The 18,049-nt window shown below is 72.5% G+C and carries 13 protein-coding genes; 4 read left to right on the top strand and 9 right to left on the bottom strand.

Annotation, left to right across the window (positions count from 1 at the left end; all coding sequences use genetic code 11):
- Window positions 1-20: 20 nt before the first annotated feature.
- Together AB0A90_RS20535 and AB0A90_RS20540 are read right to left on the bottom strand one after the other, a co-directional pair.
- On the bottom strand, window positions 21-587 hold the full coding sequence (locus AB0A90_RS20535) for a PepSY domain-containing protein (RefSeq protein WP_357250074.1): 567 nt from the start codon (window positions 585-587) through the stop codon (window positions 21-23).
- A gap of 162 nt (window positions 588-749) precedes the next feature.
- Entirely contained in the window at window positions 750-1,199 is a 450-nt protein-coding gene (locus AB0A90_RS20540) for a GNAT family N-acetyltransferase (protein ID WP_357250077.1), read from the bottom strand.
- A gap of 100 nt (window positions 1,200-1,299) precedes the next feature.
- Here AB0A90_RS20540 and AB0A90_RS20545 point away from each other — a divergent pair, with 100 nt between their 5' ends.
- Window positions 1,300-2,181 (top strand): LysR substrate-binding domain-containing protein, encoded by an 882-nt coding sequence (locus AB0A90_RS20545; protein ID WP_357250080.1) that lies wholly within the window; start codon window positions 1,300-1,302, stop codon window positions 2,179-2,181.
- 34 nt (window positions 2,182-2,215) lie between these two features.
- Here the strand turns inward: AB0A90_RS20545 and AB0A90_RS20550 are convergent, their stop codons facing one another.
- From AB0A90_RS20550 to AB0A90_RS20560, 3 genes are read right to left on the bottom strand one after another with little or no spacing between them, the layout of a single operon-like run.
- A complete protein-coding gene (locus tag AB0A90_RS20550) occupies window positions 2,216-2,770 on the bottom strand; it encodes a DUF5872 domain-containing protein (protein WP_357250082.1) in 555 nt (184 codons plus the stop codon).
- Between the two features lie 28 nt (window positions 2,771-2,798).
- Window positions 2,799-4,088, bottom strand: coding sequence for a HAMP domain-containing sensor histidine kinase (locus AB0A90_RS20555; RefSeq protein WP_357250085.1), 1,290 nt, complete (start codon window positions 4,086-4,088; stop codon window positions 2,799-2,801).
- A complete protein-coding gene (locus AB0A90_RS20560) occupies window positions 4,085-4,780 on the bottom strand; it encodes a response regulator transcription factor (protein WP_357250088.1) in 696 nt (231 codons plus the stop codon). The genes AB0A90_RS20555 and AB0A90_RS20560 overlap by 4 nt, the downstream gene beginning before the upstream one ends.
- 102 nt (window positions 4,781-4,882) lie before the next feature.
- Between AB0A90_RS20560 and AB0A90_RS20565 the strand changes: the two genes are divergently transcribed.
- Window positions 4,883-5,347 carry a septum formation initiator gene (locus AB0A90_RS20565; protein ID WP_357250091.1) on the top strand — a complete coding sequence of 155 codons (465 nt, stop codon included), beginning with the start codon at window positions 4,883-4,885 and terminating at the stop codon, window positions 5,345-5,347.
- A 124-nt stretch (window positions 5,348-5,471) separates the two neighbouring features.
- Here AB0A90_RS20565 and AB0A90_RS20570 read toward each other — a convergent pair whose 3' ends face one another.
- The 4 genes from AB0A90_RS20570 to AB0A90_RS20585 form a co-directional block, all read right to left on the bottom strand.
- Window positions 5,472-9,407, bottom strand: a complete 3,936-nt coding sequence (locus AB0A90_RS20570; protein WP_357250093.1) for a ThuA domain-containing protein — start codon at window positions 9,405-9,407, stop codon at window positions 5,472-5,474.
- Window positions 9,408-9,617: 210 nt separating this feature from the next.
- The gene (locus AB0A90_RS20575; protein WP_357250096.1) at window positions 9,618-11,078 is read right to left on the bottom strand and encodes a hypothetical protein; all 1,461 of its coding nucleotides are present in this window, start codon (window positions 11,076-11,078) and stop codon (window positions 9,618-9,620) included.
- Window positions 11,075-12,922, bottom strand: coding sequence for a dynamin family protein (locus AB0A90_RS20580; RefSeq protein WP_357250305.1), 1,848 nt, complete (start codon window positions 12,920-12,922; stop codon window positions 11,075-11,077). Before AB0A90_RS20580 ends, AB0A90_RS20575 begins: the two co-directional genes overlap by 4 nt.
- A 115-nt stretch (window positions 12,923-13,037) precedes the next feature.
- The gene (locus tag AB0A90_RS20585) at window positions 13,038-13,925 is read right to left on the bottom strand and encodes an IniB N-terminal domain-containing protein (RefSeq protein WP_357250098.1); all 888 of its coding nucleotides are present in this window, start codon (window positions 13,923-13,925) and stop codon (window positions 13,038-13,040) included.
- 297 nt (window positions 13,926-14,222) lie between these two features.
- Between AB0A90_RS20585 and AB0A90_RS20590 the strand changes: the two genes are divergently transcribed.
- Together AB0A90_RS20590 and AB0A90_RS20595 are read left to right on the top strand one after the other, a co-directional pair.
- Entirely contained in the window at window positions 14,223-15,479 is a 1,257-nt protein-coding gene (locus AB0A90_RS20590) for an Hsp70 family protein (protein ID WP_357250100.1), read from the top strand.
- A 5-nt stretch (window positions 15,480-15,484) separates the two neighbouring features.
- Window positions 15,485-18,049, top strand: a complete 2,565-nt coding sequence (locus AB0A90_RS20595; RefSeq protein ID WP_357250103.1) for a LuxR C-terminal-related transcriptional regulator — start codon at window positions 15,485-15,487, stop codon at window positions 18,047-18,049.

An 18,049-nucleotide genomic window follows, 5' to 3' on the forward strand; every position in this document is an offset into this window, starting at 1 on the left:
CGGGCGGCGGCAGCGGACGGTCAGTCGTTGTCGTCGTCGGCGGCGTCGTCGTCGGCGGCGGCGTCGTCGTCGGCGGCGTCGTCGTCATCGGCGTCATCGGCGTCGTCGTCGTCGTTGTCGTCGTTGTCGACCGGCTCGTGCTCGGCCTTCACCACCGAGCCGTTGTCCCGGTCGACGTCCACCTCGTGCTCGGTCTCGCCAGCGACGATCTCGACGCTCCACACCGGCCGGCCGTTCTCCTGCTCGGATTCGACCTCGACGATCTGACCGCCACCGGCCTTGGCGAGTGCGATCTCACCGGCGCGCTTCTCGTCGACCGCGCTGCCCGCCGGCGCGGTGCCGGTGGTCGGCGTACCGCTCGGCGTACCCGACGAGGCGCCCGCCGACGGCGTACCGCTGGTCCCCGGCGCGGCGGTGGTCGCGCCGGCCTCCGGCGCGTCCGTGGCCGTTGGGGCGACGGTGGCCGCGGCGAGTGCCGTGCCGCCGGCCCGCGTGTCGCTCACGGCGTTGACGCCGAGCGCGACCCCGGCCACCGCCAGCACCGCCGACCCGCCGACCGTCGCCAGAAGCAGGTTGGTGCGCTTCATCGTGGTGTCCACCTTTCCTCGGATGTCAACTCCTGGGTTGTCGACTCTGAGGATCGGCTGAACTGGGATAGCACCGCGCTGTCCGAACGCTAAGGCCGGGTTAAGCCGGCGCTGGCGTCGGCCGCGCACCCAGCCCCAAGGGTGCGCCTCGACCGGAAGTGATCAGAGCGCCATTCGCATGAAGACGTCGGCGCGGGCGTACGGCGGCAGCGGGATCTGTTCCGGACTGACGTGCTGGAAGCCGGCAGCCTCGTAGAGGTGCACGGCGTTCGCGAGCTTGGTGCTGCTGCCCAGGAACAGGGTGGTCGCGCCGAGCTGGCGGGCACGCTCGATCGCCGCCCCGATGAGCTGGCGGCCGAGGCCCTTGCCGCGCGCCGCCGGGACCACCGTCATCTTCGACAGTTCGAAGACGTCGTCGGAGTTGCGGACCAGGGCGACACAGCCGACGATCTCCCCGCCGGCACGGACGATCAGCACGTCGCCGCCCGGGTCGACGATGGCGGCGAACGGGTCGCCGAGCGTCTTGCGGTCCGACTCTTCGATGGTGAAGAAGCGGGAGATCCATTCCTCGTTCAGCGTCCGGAAGGCCTCGGCCTCCGCAGCGGTCGTCATGGACGTGACGGTGAGCGTGCTCGGGTTCATGGTTCGATTCTCCGGCCACCGCTATTCGAACGTCCAATATCTTGTTCGGGGTCATTCGTATTCTTGACGTATGGAACCCGAGTTGCGCCACCTGCGCTACTTCGTCGCGGTCGCCGAGGAGCTGCACTTCGGCCGGGCCGCGGTGCGGCTGCGGATGGCCCAGCCGCCACTGTCGCAGCAGATCCGCCAGCTCGAGGCGATGATCGGTACGCCGCTGTTCGTTCGCACCTCCCGATCGGTGGCACTGACGCCCGCGGGCGAGGCGTATCTGGGCCGGTGCCGGCGGGTGCTGGCCGCCGTGGCCGACGACGTGCACGAGGCGGGGCGCATCGGGCGCGGGGAGCAGGGGCGCTTCGACATCGGCTTCGTCAGTTCGGCGATCCCGCTCGGGCTGGCCGGGCCGATCCGTCGTTTCCGCGAACGCCATCCGGCCGTCCACCTACGGCTGCACGAGGCGTACACGGCGCACATCGTCGACCGGTTGTTGAACGGCGAGGTCGATCTCGGCGTGGTTCGGGACGCGGACGACCACGACGACCTGGTCGGCACCACGTTCGCCACCGAGTCCTTCGTCGCCGTCCTGCCGCCCGACCACCCGCACGCGGGAAGCCTCGCGATCAACGCCGTGATGCTGCGCGACGACCCGTTCGTCTTCTTCCCACGGGTGGCCGGCGAGCGGGCCTACCAGCGCAATCTCCGGCCGTGCCTGGAAGCCGGCTACACCCCGCGCATCGTCCAGGACGCCACCAGTTGGGCCACTGTGGCGCACCTGGTCGCGGCCGGCCTCGGGGTGACGATCGCGCCGGCGAGCATCTCCGCCGTGGTGCCCGCCTCGGTGGCAGTGCTGCCGTTGACCGACACCGAGGCCAGCACCGAGGTGCAGATCCTGCGCCGGCGAGACGACGACCGGATCACCTCGGCGGGCTTCGAGGCCGCGGGTCAGGCACCCTGACCTGCGCGGTGCGGCACCGGCCGTGCCAGCGCGGCTAGCCGCGCCTGTTGAGTTCCGCTTCGAGCCGCTGGACGAGCGTCTTCCGGTCCTTGCCGGCGTGCTCGTTGCGCAACGCGGTCCTGAGCTGCCGCGTGTCGAGGCCACGGACCAGCTTGGCGGCCTCGGCGACCGACATCTCCGACATCCGGCCGGCCGTGGTGGCGTCTCGACGCGCCCGTTTCGCCGGCCCGGTGTTGGCGACGTACTGCTTGCCGGATCGGGAGGCGGCACGCTTCTTCGTGTCGGTCGCCCGCTTCTGGCTGTCCGACATCTCGTCCCAGGCCTTCTTGGGCAGGTAACGGCTCGTCGTGTCGCCCTTGCGCGCGCGGGTGTCGCCTTCTTTCGTCTGCCACTTCTCGTTGCCCCAGCGCTGGAGCGACTTCTGCCGCTCGTCCTTTTCGCCCAGGAATCCCCCGCCGCGCTTCTTGTACTCCTGAGTCACCAGCTGTGACTTGCGCGCCGACCACTGCCCCGGCCTGCCACCCTTGTCGGAGGCCTTGACCTCTTCCTTGATCTGCTCTCTGAGCTCGGGTTTCGTATACCGCGCCATAGCTGGCAGCTACCCCACGGCACCGCGCCTAACCCTCCCGCCGGGTCGTCGGTGGCCGCAGCCGCAGCAGCACCCGCGCCCCGCCAGTCGGGCCGGCCCGCAACTCCAGGCTGCCGCCGCCGGCCTGCGCGGCGCGCCGGGCGATGTCCAGGCCGAGACCTGTCGACCCGGCCGCGCTGGCGCCCCGCCGCACCGCCCCGACGGGCAGGCCTGGGCCGGCGTCCGCCACGGTGAGGACCACCTCCCCCGCGTCGCGGGTGAGGTGGACGGCGAACGGCGTCCCGTCGGGAGTGTGCGCGAAGACGTTCCCGAGCAGGGCGTCCACGGCCGCCGCCAGGTCGTCGGCGGGCACCCCCACGGGCAGCGGGCCGGGAACCAGGTCGAGGGTGACGGCCCGGCCGGTGTCCTCGGCCAGCACCGACCAGAACGCCACCCGGTCGGCGACGATCGCCGCCGCGTCCGAGGTGGCCGGCTGCGCCGTCGGCGAGTGACGCCACCGGGCCTGCCGGATCAACCCGGTGACCGCGCGTTCGAGCCCGTCGGCCGCGGTGGTGATCCGGGCGGCGTCGTCCGGGTCACGCAACGACTCCGCCTCCAGGCGCAACGCCGTCAACGGGGTACGCAGCCGGTGCGACAGGTCGGCGACCTGCTCGCGCTCCTGCACCAGGAGCACCTGGATCCGGGCGGCGAGATGGTTGAGCGCACCGGCCACCTCGCGCAGCTCGGCCGGTCCGGCCGGGGTGACCCGGGCGTCCAGCTCGGCGTTGGCCAACCGGTGCGACACGGCGGACAGGTCGCTGATCGGGCGGACCAGGTTACGGGCCAGCCGGTCGGCGACCAACAGGCCGATCAGCACCAGCAGCACACCGAGCAGGGCCAGCACCAACCAGGCCCGGGTGACCCCGGCGGTCAGCTCGTGTCGCGGCACCACGATCCGGATCACCCCGGTCCCGTCCGTCCGCCCCTGCACGGCGATGACCACCTCCCGGCCGGCCGCCGACTCCCCGGTGAGGCTCTGCCCGCGCGCGGCCAGGGCCACCGCCGGCGTACGGGGGGTCTGCGCGCCGAGCACCGAACCGTCCGGCAGGAAGACACTCACCGGTCGTCCGGATTCGGCGGCGAGTTGCTCGACGGTGAGTCGGATCGTCGTCGCGTCGGCGGTACCGACCACCGGCACCAGACTCTGCGCGTCGGCGGTGGCCGCAACTGTGGCCCGGTCCTCCGCGACGGTGCGGACCAGCAGCGCCAACGGCACCAGGAACGCGATCAGGGTGAGCACGCTGACGGCGGCGACCAGCAGGGCGAGCCGGGCCCTCACGGCTGTGCCGCCGGTGCCTCGAGACGCACCCCGACCCCGCGCACGGTGTGCAGGTAGCGCGGCTGTTGGGCGTTCTCCCCCAACTTGCGGCGCAACCAGGACAGGTGCACGTCGACGGTCTTGTCGGCGCCGCCGTACGGGATCTGCCAGACCTCGGTGAGCAGTTCACGTTTGGTGACCACCTGGCCGGGGCGGCCGGCCAGGTGGTGCAGCAGGTCGAACTCGCGCGGCGTCAACTCCACCGCCGTCCCGTCCAGGGTGACCTGTCGGGACCGGGGGTCGACGCGCAGTCCGCCCACGACGAGCGACGGGTCCTGCCCGTCCGTGCCCGCCGGGCCCCGTCGCAGCACCGCCCGGACGCGGGCGTCGAGCTGCGCGGCGGTGAACGGCTTGACCACGTAGTCGTCGGCGCCCGCGTCGAGCACCCGGACGATCTCGGCCTCGTCGTCGCGGGCGGTGGCCACGATGACCGGCACCGAGCTGACCGCGCGCAGCATCCGCAGCAGCTCGCGGCCGTCCAGGTCGGGCAGGCCCAGGTCGAGCACGACGAGGTCGGGCCGATCCTCCAGGGCGTCCCGCAGGCCGGCCATCGCGGTCGAGGCGGCGGCCACCGCGTGGCCGCGTTCCCGCAACGCCCGGATCAGCGGCGTACGGATCGTCAGGTCGTCCTCGATGAGCAGCAGGCGGGCCACAGCTGGCAGGTTAACCGCTACCACCGGCGGCGAGGCCCACGTTAACCACGCCTTAGCGTCGGGATGTGCCAACGACAAGGACGGATCGGGGATAGTCAGGGAATGGGCCGTCGTTCGATCCTCGTTGCCGCCGGGTGGGTGGCCACGGTCGCCGTGGCCACCCTGATCGGGTTGGGCGCGATCCAGCTGGTCGGGGAGAGCATCACCGGCACCCCGGGTGGGGTGCGCAGCGAGGCGGAGATCGAACGGGCGCTCGCCTCGCCGGAGCCCGTGCCCAGCGGCACGACGGGCACCGGCTCGGCCGCTCCGGGCACGACGGGCGCCGCACCCAGCGCCAGCCCCGGGGTCCGTCGGGGGTTCGCCACCGAGGGCGGCACGGCCGTGGCCGAGTGCGGCGCCGGCGGCGTACGCCTCGTCTCCTGGGCGCCGGCGCAGGGCTACCGGGTCCGGGACGTGGACCGGGGCCCGGACGACGACGTCGAGGTCACCTTCGCGGGGTCGACCCGCGAGTACGAGTTGAAGGTGCGCTGCATCGGCTCGGAGCCGGTGGCCGTCGCCGACGACTAGCCGCGGCGCGCTCCTTCGCGAGTCCCGACACTGCCGGTCCCGACGCGACCGGTAACGATCAAACCGGTCGGAGACGACGGGGCCGGCACGGTACGTCCGTGCCGGCCCGGTCAGCGGTGGTGGTTCAGCTCGTGTACGCCTCCACCTCCCAGAGCGAATGACCGTATCCGGTGCCCCGGGCGGTGCCGTTGATCCGCAGGTAGCGACCGTTGGCGCCGAGCCCGGCGTGCTCGTCCACGCCACCGTCGGCCCCGGTCACCGTCTTCGCGGTGGTCCAGGTGGTGCCGTCGTTCGAGGTCTGGATCTGGTACGCGCTGCTGTACGCCGCCTCCCAGCTCAGCTTGACCCGGCCGATCGCGGTGGGGCTGCCGAGGTCGACGCGGATCCACTGCGGATCGGAGAACGTGCTCGACCAACGGGTGGTGAGGCTGCCGTCGACCGCCTGGGCGCCGGACACGTCGGCCCCCTCGTTGCTGGACGTCGACGTGGGCTTGTTCAGCAGCAGGTTCCCGCCGGTCGGGCTGCCGGTGCCGCCGTACACCTCGAATTCGAACAGCGAGTAACCCCAGGCGGTGCCCCGGGTGGTGCCGAGCAGCCGGACGTACCGGCCGGAGCCGGTGAGCCCGGTCAGGTCGTCCACGCCGCCGTCGCCGCCGGTCACCGTGCGGATCGTGGTGAAGGTGACCCCGTCCGGTGAGGTCTGGATCTGGTACCCGCTGCCGTACGCCGCCTCCCAGGTCAGCTTGACCCGGTTGATGGCGTACGAGGCACCCAGGTCCACGTCGATCCACTGTGGGTCACCGAACGCGCTGCCCCACCGGGTGCCAGCCGCGCCGTCGAACGCGTTGGCCGCGGTGAACGCGCCCTCGAAGCTGGACGCCCGCGCCGGCTTGCCCCGGGCCAGGTTGGCACCCGGCTCGGGATCCGGGTCCGGGTCGGGTCCTGGTCCACCGGGGCTCGTGGAGAGGGTGAACTCGTCGATGTCGAAGTACGGGCCGGTGCCCTTGAAGACCAGGAACAGGGTCCGGGTGCCGGTCGGTGCGGTGACCCCGCCGGTGACCGTGGCGAAGGTGGCGTACCCGCCGGTGGGGACCACGGTGGCCGAGCCGACCAACGGACCGGTGGGCGAGTCGACCCGCAGTTCGAGGGTGCCACCGCCGCCGGCCGGGGCGCCGACCCGGGCGCTGAACGACTGCACGCCGCTCAGGTTGTACGGACGGAACGAGATCCAGTCGTTGTTGTCGATGTAGCCGACCGCCGCTCCGCCGTGCCCGGCCGCCCCGGCGACGATCTGGACGCCGGACGAGTCACCGAAGTGCTCGGCCTGCCGCACCCGGGGTTGCAGCACCGCCTGGGTGTGCGTGGTCAACGGCGGTTGGCCGCCCCCGCCCAGGTCGGTGTACTCGGCGTCGATGATGCCGAAGATGTTCGCCGCGGTGTCGTGCTCACCGTCGGCGGTGGTCTGGATGACCCCGGTGCAGCCCTGCGCGCTGCCGAGTTGGTGGCCGTGCGAGTCGTGGCCGAGGACGTAGTTCACCTTGACCCGGGCGCAGTTGACCGCACCGTCCTGGGCGTCGGTGACCGTGACGCTGAACGGCACGGCGTCGCCGAAGGAGAACGTCTGCCCGTTCAACGGGGTGTTCACGGTGACCACCGGCGCGCTGTTGCCGACCGTGACGACCACGCTCGCGGTGGCCGTCTTGCCGGTGGTGTCCCGGACCGTCAGCGTCGGGCTGCGGGTCCCGTTCGTGGTGTACGTGAAGCTCGGGTTCGCGGCCGTCGAGTCGGTGGTGCCGTTGTTGTCGAAGTCCCAGGCGTAGGTGAACGGGTCACCGTCCGGGTCGAGGGTGCCGGCCGAGGAGAAGGCCACGGTCAGCGGCGCGCTGCCGCTGGTCGGGGTGGCCGACACCTTGGCGACCGGCGCTCTGCCCTCGCGGGCGTACTCGATGCGGTAGAGCGCCGAGTTGGCGTCGCCGTTGAACCAGCCGGTGCCGTAGTCGAGCACGTAGAGCGCGCCGTCCGGGCCGAACTCCATGTCCATGACCTGTGTGCCGGTCCACGGGAACGGGTTGATCTTCAGTGGTTGGCCGGACGCGTCGAGCTTGATGTTCTTGATCCAGCGACGACCGAACTCACCGGCGAAGTAGGTCCCGTCGTAGTACTCGGGGAACGCCACCGGCGAGGTGTTGTTCGGGTCGTACCGGTAGACCGGGCCGCCCATCGGCGACAGGCCACCGCCGGTGAACTCCGGTGGCGAGCCGGAGCCGCCGTACGGCAGCCAGGCCGGGATGGCCGGCGGCAGCTGGGTGATGCCGGTGTTGTTGGGCGAGTTGTTCACCGGCCCACCGGCGCAGTTGAACTTCGCCCCGGACGGCCCGGACGGGAAGGTGTAGTCGTTGTAGGCGTCGTTGCGGGCGGTGCAGTACGGCCAGCCGTAGAAGCCGGGCCGGTCGATGCGGGCGAACTCGACGTTGCCCGCCGGTCCCCGGTTCGGGTCGGCGGTGCCCGCGTCCGGACCGTAGTCGCCGAGATAGACGATGCCGGTGGCTCTGTCCACGCTCATCCGGAACGGGTTGCGGAAGCCCATCGCGTAGACCTCCGGGCGGGTCCGTGCGGTGCCCGGGGCGAACATGTTGCCGGCCGGGATGGTGTACCCGCCGGCCGCGCTCGGCTTGATCCGGAGCACCTTGCCGCGCAGGTCGTTGCTGTTCGCCGAGGTGCGCTGCGCGTCGGAGGCGGGGTTGCGCCCGGCCCGCTCGTCGATCGGGGTGAACCCGGCCGAGTCGAACGGGTTGGTGTCGTCCCCGGTGGACAGGTAGAGGTTGCCGGCCGCGTCGAAGTCCATGTCGCCGCCGACGTGGCAGCACATGCCCCGACTGGTCGGCACGTTCAGGATCAGCGTCTCGCTGGCCAGGTTGATGGTGTTGTCCGCGTTCACGGTGAACCGGGCCAGCCGGTTGACGCCGTCCCAGGGGGCGAAGTCCGCCGGGGTGCCGGTGGCCGGGGGGCCGCCGCCGGGAGTGTTCAGCGGTGGGGCGTAGTACGCGTACACCCAGCGGTTGGTGGCGAAGTTCGGGTCGGCCTTGATGCCCTGCAGGCCCTCCTCGTCGCCGGTGTAGACGGGCAGGGTGGCGGCGATCTTGGTGTTGCCGGCGGCGTCGGTGTGCCGGATCACGCCGTTGCGGGAGGTGTGCAGCACGCCCCGGTCCGGCAGGACGGTCAGGCTCATCGGTTCACCGGTCTCGGCCGCACCCTTGGCCAGCTCCACCTGCTGGAAGCTGCTGGTGACGGTGGGGCCGCAGTCCGCGTCGAGCGCGCCGGCGGCGGTCTGGATGCCGCCGAGCAGGTGCTGACGGAAGCTCGCCTCGGTGTACGACGCGTCGGTGTGGCCCAGGCCCGTGTACCAGGCTCGGCCGCCGGAGTAGTTCTGGCACCAGGAGATCGGGTGGTCGGCACCCATGCTCCCGCCGGTGTAGGTGCTCTCGTCCAGGGTGGCCAGCACGTGCGCGGTGCCCCGCGGGTTGGTGCGGTAGTTGTACAGCTCGTCGAACCGGTTCCACCGCTGCGGCAGGGTCGCGGTGGACGGGTGCACCTGGTCGGCGACCTTGACGGTGACGTTCTGCTCGGCCGGGTGCGAGGCGAAGTACGCCCCGACCAGCCCGCCGTACCAGGGCCAGTCGTACTCGGTGTCGGAGGCGGCGTGCACGCCGACGTAGCCGCCGCCGCCGGTGATGTAGCGCTCGAACGCGGCCTGTTGGGCGGCGTTGAGCACGTCGCCGGTGGTGGACAGCCAGATCACCGCGGCGAACCGGTCCAGGTTGGCGTCGGTGAACTGGGCGGCGTCCTCGGTGGCCTCGACGGTGAAGCCGTTGGCGGCGCCGAGTTGCTGGATGGCGGTGATGCCCGGGGTGATGGATCCGTGCCGGAACCCGGCAGTTTTGCTGAAGACCAGCACGGTGAACGGTGCGGCGCTGGCCGTGGGTGGCGCGGCGACGATGCCGCCGGCCACGAGGATCGCGCTCAGGGCGACGCCGAGCCACGATCTCAGGGATCTGCGCACGATTGTCCTTTCGTGGTACGAGGACGGCGTGCGCCGATCACGCCTGGCAGTGGAACGAGGAATGTGAATGCATCGTTGCGTCCGGATCACTGCCGCGTCAAGTCTCTTCCACCATCCGTGAGAGCGTTATCTCCGCAGGTCAGGGACGACCGTGGCGAGCAAGATCGAATAACGGTTTTCGGGGTGCGATCGACGGCGGAAACCGTCCGCTCAGCGACCGCCCGCCACCAACTCGGCGATCATCCCCTCGCAACTGCGGACGACGACCTGGGCGCCGCGCCGCTGCGCCAACGGGAGCAGGGGGTCCTCCGCCCGGTCCCGCCACCGCCACTGCGCGTCGGTGGCAACCTCCCAGAGCCGCTGCACGGTCGCCTCGTGCTCGACCCCCAGTCGGGCCGCGAGGCCCACCCCGTCACCCCCGACGAGCCGCTGCGCCTCGGCGGTCAACTCCGCGTCGAAGCCGAGCCGGGCGTTGCGCAGCGCCACCAGCAGGCGTAGCTCCCGAAACTCGTGCGCACCGGCGAGGATCCGCTCGACCGCGCCGGCCAACTCCGTGGAACCCGGGGTCGGCTCGGCCCGCAGCAGCGTCTCGACCGCGGCCAGCGCGGACCGGGCCTTGAGGGCGTCGCCGCGGTCGATGAAACAGCGGGTCACCGACTCACGCAGCTCGGTGAGGCCACTGCGCCGAATGAGTTCCGCCGAGAGCTTCACCCGGCTGTCGAACCCACTGCGCACCAGGGTGGTCGCCAACCGGACGCCGAAGAGCCCGAACCGGTCCAGCAACGCGGCACGCGCCGCCGTTTCCAGCCGTACCGGCAGCTCGCCGTGGAGGAACCGATCGGCGGAGATCAGATGGGCGTCCAGCTCGACCCGGGGCACCTGGGCGATGGCGGCGAGCGCGGCGAAGTCCGACTCGCCGAGCATCCGGCCCGCCAGGCCGAGCATCCCACTGCACGCCACCACGTTCACGCTGAGCGCGCTCACCCGTGGATCGCGGTGGTGCCGACGAGCGAGCTGCCGGGCGGTGAGCAGGCCGTCGATCCGACCTCCGCCGATCTCGTCCGCGCGGGACAACACCATGATGACGTTGACCGGCGCGACCTGCCCCACCACGCTGTCCCGGCCCGACTCCAGCACCCGCAGATCACTGTCGCGGGCGTCGCGGGTCAGATACAACACCGCGTCCGAGTCCCGTAACACCCGCTCCCACACCGGCGCCCGATCCTGCTCGACGGTGCTGGTGACCGCGGGTGTGTCGATGAGCGTGACCTGCCGCAGCGCCCGCGTCGGCCACCGCACCACGATGTCGCGCACGTCGCCCGCGCCCCAGCCGAGATCCACCCGCAGGCCGGTCGCCGACTTGACCACCGTCAACTCCTGCGGAGGCTGACCGGCCGGATACGCGGTCGCGTGCGGCTCGGCGCCATCCTCGTACCAGGTGAACGCCCCGTCCGCCCGCTCGACCGGCGCGACCTCCTCCCCCATCAGGGCGTTGAGCACCGTCGACTTGCCGGAACGCCAGGGGCCGGCGACCGCGATCCGCAGCGGTTGCTCCAACCGGGCGACCTGGTGCCGCAGCTGCCCGACGGCCCGCGGATGGTCCCGGTAGAGGTCGATGGCCTGGTGCAACAACTCCCAGGCCGCCTCGTCCAGGCGCAGACCCACGGTCATGCCTGCGGCTCCAACAGCAGCGGGGCGGCCCGGGTGCCGGTCAACTGCTGAGCCTGTTCGTAGAGCGCGGCCAACCGGGTCATCTTCAGCCGGATCTCACGCTGCCGCTGCTCGCGCAGCGACGCATCCGTGTCGGCCTCCTGCTTGGCGCTGCGGAACGACTGGACGATCGCCTCCTGTAGCTCCTCGGTCAGCCCCGTGAAGTGGTCCCGCAGCATCCGCTGCACCTGCCGGGCGGTGTCCCGGCAGTCCCGGATCATCCGGACGAAGAAGTCGTCGACGTGTCGCTGGATGGCCGTCTTGACGGTCGCCTGACGGCGACGGAGCAACTGCTTGCTCTCGTCGCGGATGCTCTTGCCGCCGAACAGCGCCCCGATGCCGACCGAGACCGGGTTGATCATCGGCATGCCGGCCAGGGTGGTCGCCAGACCAAACATCAGCATGCCGCCGTACGAGCCCTTCATGCCGGTGAACAGCTTCTGGCTCGGGGTGAACCGGTCGATCGTCGGCATCTGCAACTCGGGCAGCCGCTGCCCGATGTCCTCCGGCATGGTCATCGACCAGGGCGGCAGCACGTCGTAGCCGTACCTGTTGAAGTTGGCGGCCACCCGCCGGGCGATCCAGTCACAGCGCTGGATCAGCCACTCGTGGTTCGCCTCCGCGGCCTCCACCAGGCTCCGCTCCAGCCAGTCCTGGAAGGTGTCCCAGGCGACCAGCGGATCGGCCGTGTCGAAGGCCTCGTCGACCGTACGCAGGATCTCCCGGGTCCGGTCGCGCAGGTCGTACTCGATGTCGGACAGCAGGTCGCCGATCTCGTCGCTGAGGGTGTTCTGCCACCGGGTGGAACACCGGCGCAACTCGTCGACCTCACGCTGCGCCGCGTGCAGGCGGGAGATCGGCCCGGACTGCTCCTCGGCCTCCTGGGTCGCCAACTCGGCGCGCAGCGGGGCGGCCAACTGCTCCACCACCGTCCGGGCCACCGTCTGCACCGACGACCGGGCCAGTCGGTCGGCCTTGCCGGCCAGGTCCCGCTGAAGTCTGGCGATCAGCACGGGAAAGCCGGACTCGGCGTTGAGACCCCGGTCGTCGTTCCCGGCGGCGCGCAGTCGCAACGTCGCCGAGACCGGGATCAGCGTCGCCGGGATGCCCGCCTCGGCCAGGTGCTGCCGGTTGCGTTCGGCCACCGCGCGCCAGTCCGCCACCAGATCGGTCTTGCTCTGCACCACGACCACGTTGGGGTGTGCACGCATGACGTGCAGCAGCATGTTCAGCTCGGCGACCGACAGGTCCCGGGTGGAGTCGGAGACCAGCAGCACGGTGTCCGCTCGGGCGGGCGCGGCGACCGAGGTCGCGCCGCCGATACCGGAGACCTCGTCGGCGCCGGGAGTGTCCACGAGCACCAACCCGGCGCCGAGCAGGGCGCGGGGCACTCCGATCTCGACGTACGCCGGGCCGCCACCCGGCCGGCGTCCGATCAGGCCGGCCACGCTCTCCGCGACCTGGTTCAGTGCCACCGGGGTCCGCTCGACGGCCACCGCGACGGCGGCGCCGCCCCGGGCGGGTGGCGGCGCCTGGGCGACCGCGACGGTCGGGGCCTCGGCATGCTGCACCACTGTCGGTAGGACCGTGGTGCGGCCGTCGCCGACCGGACAGGCCGGCGCGTTGATGATCGCGTTGATGAGCTGGCTCTTGCCCTGGTTCGGCTCACCGATGACCAGGACGCGCAGCGTCGGATCCAGCAGTTGGGCACGCTTCTGCCGGATCGTCTGGAGCAGGTCACCACGACCGTGTGCACTGCACGTGCGGGCGATGTCGTCCAGCACGTCCAACCAGATCCCGGCCATCACCGCACCAAGTGTGCTGATTTCAGCTCAATTATCAAGAGGCAGCGGACATGGAAGCGGAGAGGGCCGGACCGCCCGATACGATCCGGCCCCCCGCTCCGCCCGGAGATCCGGGTCAGAGCAGGCCGCCGGTGATACCCAGCAGCCCGTGATCGGACGAGGCGTGTGAGTCGCCGCCGAGCACACCATCGGTGACCCCGCCGGTCACGTCACCGACCGTGTCGGTGACACCGGGGAGGAGGCTGTCCACCTGGTGCGTCACGCCGCCCACCGCCGACGGCACGTCGAGCGGCGGGACCACGCCGCCGACGACACCGTCGCCGTGCCCGAGGCCCAGCCCACCGAGGGTGTCGTCGACACCCAGGGAGCTGACGACCCCGCCGACCTGACCGTGGGCGCCGGAGAGGACGCCGCCGGTCAGGTCGCCGCCGATCAGATTCGGGTCGGTGCCGTCGAGCAGGCCGCTCGCGTCGCCGACGGTGCCGGTGACGTCACCCAGCACCGGGTCCGCGATCGCGTCCACCGGCTGCACCACGTCGGCGTCGAGGGTGTACGCCACGTCGGATGCACCGGCGAAGTCGGTGTCCAGGCCGGCCGGGCCGACGCCCAGGCCGATCCCCGGCAGCACGGTCACCCCGGCGGCGGCCGTCGACGAGTCGACCGCGATCGCACCGAGCACGCCGGCCTTGACGTCCACGCCGGTGGGCGAACTCGTGACGCTGATCTGCTGCGCCACGCTCTGCAACTGACCCACCACATCGGTGCTGTCGGTGAACAGCGGGTCCAGCCCGAGCTGCCCGACCGGCGAGGCCAACGGCGCGAGACCCGCCCCCGGCGCGTAGTCGACGACCAGCGGCACGACGTCCTGCACATCCGCCGCGGTGATGTCGGTGAGCCCCGCGCCCCGCAGCGCGCCCTCGGGGTCGAGGTCGAATGCCGACCGTGCGTCGGGGTTCGTCAGCAGGTCGAGCACGAAGTCGTGGAGGGTCTGGTGCGAGTCCATGTGCCGGGTCTCCTCGGAAGTGGCGGCGGCGGGTGTCGTACGTCGACAGTGACGCTATTGCCGGGGCCCGGTCCCGGGCATCGGGGCTCAACCCGCATCCGGCCCGGTTGAACTAGGGGCTCCGCGACCTCGTACGTTAGGGGGACAGGGGGAAACCGTCCCGGCGAGATTAGGGTCCCGACCAGGGGCGGATCTCTGGTACGAACGTAGGAGCCCGCGGGGTTCGCCGGGGGTGGGTCGTCGGCAGCACCGACACCATCGCCACCGGCCGGCCAACTCACGGGGGGAGAAGAGACGATGCCGTACGTCCTGGGGATAGACATCGGGAGCACCAACACGGCCGCCGCGGTCGCACGGCGTACCGGTGCGTCCTGGACGCGTCCCGAGCCCGTTCCGCTGCACGTCGGGTCCCCTCTCGTACCGTCGGTGCTGTGCCTGGCGGAGGACGGCTCGCTGCACGTCGGCGAGCCCGAGACCGACGACGGCAGCCGCACCACCCGGGACTTCGTCCACCGGATCGGTGATGACGTGCCCCTGCTGCTGGGCGGGGAGGCGTGCACACCGCAGACGCTGACCGCGGAACTCGCGGCCTGGGTGGTGGAGCGGGTGCACGCCCTGGAGGGCGGCCCCGCCGAGGCGGTCGTGCTCAGCCACCCGGCCGGGTGGCGTCCGTACCGGCGGGAGGTGCTGCACCGCGCACTGTCGCACTTCGGCCTGCGGCACGTGACGTTGCTGCCGCGCACGGTCACGGTGGCCGAGAGCCACGCGGCCCGTGGGTTCGCGGGCACCACCGCCGCCGTCTACGCCCTGGGGGGCAACAGCTTCGAGGCCGCGCTGGTGCGTCGCACCCCGCGCGGCACCTACGAGACATTCGGCACGCCGCAGGGGCTCGACTCGGTTGGCGGCGTCGACTTCGACGAGGCGCTGGCCGGACACACCCGTACGATGCTGGCCCGGGAGCTGGCCAGCACCGCACGCCGCGGCACCCAGACCGCGCTGCGCGGGCTGCGCGCGGAGTGTGACCGGGCCAAGCGGGCGCTGACCGTCGACCTGACGGCCGACGTGGTGGTGACCCTGCCGAGCGGCCCGGCACGGATACCGGTGACCCGGGCCCAGTTCGAGCACATGATCCGCCCGATGGTGCAGACCACCGTCGACCTGCTGCTGCGGGCCGTGCGCAGCGCCGACCTGACGTCGGCGCAGCTCGACGGCGTCCTGCTGGCGGGCGGCTCGACCCGCGTGCCGCTCGTCGTCGAGCTGATCAGCGCGGCCCTCCCGGTGCCCGTCGAGGTCGAACCGGACTCGCAACTGACCGCCGCCGCCGGGGCGGCACTGGCCGCCGCCCAGGTGGTGTCGCCGCGCCCTCGCCAGCCGGCACCGGCCCGCGACGCCGGGCGCGGCACCGGGCGGGCCACCGTCCCGGCGCCGCGCCGCCCGCACCACGACACCGTTCCGGGCGATCCGCCACCGCGGCCCCCGGTCCGGGTCCTCCCACTGGACCTGCCGAAACCGTCCCGCCTGGCGCTGGCCCGCGGCCGGGGACGCGAAGGATGACCCCAATGATCATGAATGACATCGCCGTACCAGGGCTGACGCTGGACCGAGGGCCACAGGCCCTGCTGGACACCGTCGCCCAGGACCCGACCGGTCCACTGGCCGTCGGCATCGCCGGTCCCGGCGGGCACGGCAAGACCGCGCTCCTCGCCGAGCTGGCGCGGGTCCACCAGCGGGCCGGGATCACCGTACGCACGGCCACCCCGGCGCCCGACGAGCCGGTCGAACCCGGCACGCTGGTGCTCGTCGACGACGCACACCTGCTCGACGACGCACGGATCGAGGTGCTCCTGCGCCTGCTCGGCGCCCGCCGGCACCGCCTGGTGGTCGCCCATCGCCCGTGGCCCCGGTCGGCGGCGTTCAGCGAGCTTGTCGACTCGCTACGGCGGGACGGGCAGGCCGTGCTCCTCACCCCGTTCACGCGGGAGCAGACCGCCAGCTACCTCACCGCCACGCCGGAGTTGGGCCGCCGCGACGACCTGGTCGACTTCGTCCACACGCAGACCTCCGGCGTACCCCGGGACGTCGAACGGCTGGCCCGCGGCCTGGCCGGCGCGGAGACCCGGACCGGCACGGTGGTCAACCCACCCCGGTCCGTCGTCGCGGAGTTCGGGCCGGACCTGGACGTGCAGCCCGCCGCCGTACGTCGGCTGCTGCTCGCCGTCGCGGCCGGCGGGTCGCTGCCGGCGAACATGTTCGCCGCGCTCCTGGGCGTGGACCCGGCGGCAGTGGACGAACTGATCGCCACCACGCGGGCGGCCGGGCTGCTCGGCGCCGACGGCCGGCTCGCGCCGATCGTCCGGCGTGCGGTCACGACGCTCAGCCCCACCACCGACCGCACCGCGGTCTGGCGCCGGCTCACCGAGGTGCAGCTCGCCCGGGGCGGCGCGGTACTGCCGCTGGTCCGTTCCCTGCTCGCGGTCGGCGCGCTCGGCGACTGCCCGGCCTCGACCCTGGCCGCCGCGGCGGGCGAGGCCCTGGCCGACGAGCCGGCGTTCGCCGCCGAGCTGTTCGCCGCCGCCACCGCGGCCGGGCAACCGGCCAGCGCGCAGCAGGCGCTCGCCGCCGCGCTCGCCGGCAACCTCGACGACGCCCTGCGGTTGGCGGACCGGCTGCTGGCCACCGCCGCACCCCACGATCGGTCCGAGGCGGCCGTGGTGGCGGCGACCGCCCTGGCGCACCGTGGCCACGTCGGCCGCAGCGTGGAGCTGTACCGGTGGTCGGGCACCGCCTCGGCGCTGGCCTTCGCCGTCGTCGGCGGGCTCGCCAGCGGAGACCCGGACCCCGCCGCCGCGGCACCGGCGGGTGACCCGCTGGGCGAACCGCCGACCCTGCACGCCAGCGCCGCCCGGCTGATGGCCGACGGCGTACGCGAGAGCGTGAGCGGCCCGCCGACCGCCGCGCTCTCCGCGCTCGTGCAGGCCGCCGCGCTGCTGGAACCGGACGGGCGGGCGGCACTCCTCCCGGACAGCCCGGCGGCGCTCGCCGCGCTGACGGCCGTGCACTGTGGTGAGCTGGAGATCGCCGAGCAGGTGCTGCGCCGCGCCCTGGGCGCCGGTGTCGGTGGTCCGCTGATGGCTCGCCGCCACCGGCTGTTGCAGGCGTGGATCCTGATGGTCCGGGGCGAGACACGCGCCGCGAGCGAGCAGCTCGCCGCGGTGACGCTCGACGGGCGGCAGTTGGAGTCCCGCGACGCGCTGTTCGCCGCCGCGATCCGGATGGGCGTCGGCCGCCGCACCAGCGACATCGGGGCACTCAAGCGTGGCTGGGGACAGGCGCTGGAAGCGGTGGTCCGGCACCCCGTCGACCTGTTCACGCTCCTGCCGCTGGGTGAGCTGGCCATCGCCGGCGCGCGCCTCGGTGACCTGGCCCGACTCGAACCGTACCTGCGGGAGGCGCGCACGTTGCTCGGCCGGCTCGACGACCCACCACTGTGGAGTGTTCCGCTGCGCTGGAGCGGTCTGCACGCCGCGATCCTCACCGGGGCGCCGGACGTCGCCGACGAACACGTCGCGGCCCTGCTGGCCGCGGCCGACCACAGCCGGTACGCCGCAGTGGTCGCCGCCGCCGCGGAGTGCTGGGTGGAGGTGCTGCGGGGGGTCGTCGACCCGACCCGCGTGGAGGCCGCCGCCCGGGCGCTGCACGACACCGGACTGCGCTGGGACGGTGCTCGCCTCGCCGGCCAGGCCGCCATCCGAACCGCGGACCGGCGGGCGATGACCACCCTGCTGGAGTGTGCGCGGGCACTCCAGGGGCGACCACCCGGCGGCCACGGCGAGCTGGCACCGACGAGCACCACCGAGAGCGCCACGCGGGTCACCGGCCCCGCCCAGCAGGGGCTCAGCGACCGTGAGTACGAGGTGGCCGAGCTGGTGCTGGCCGGGTTGACCTACCGCGAGATCGGCGACCGGCTCTTCATCTCGGCGAAGACCGTGGAACACCACGTGGCGCGGATGCGCAACCGACTGAACTGCGCCAACCGCACCGAGTTGCTGGCACTGCTGCGCACCGTCGTCGCCGACCGGGCCAGCGACACGGCCGGGCAGCCGTGGCCGCAGCGGACGACCTGA

Source organism: Micromonospora sp. NPDC049204, assembly GCF_040647935.1.
Lineage (GTDB): Bacteria > Actinomycetota > Actinomycetes > Mycobacteriales > Micromonosporaceae > Micromonospora.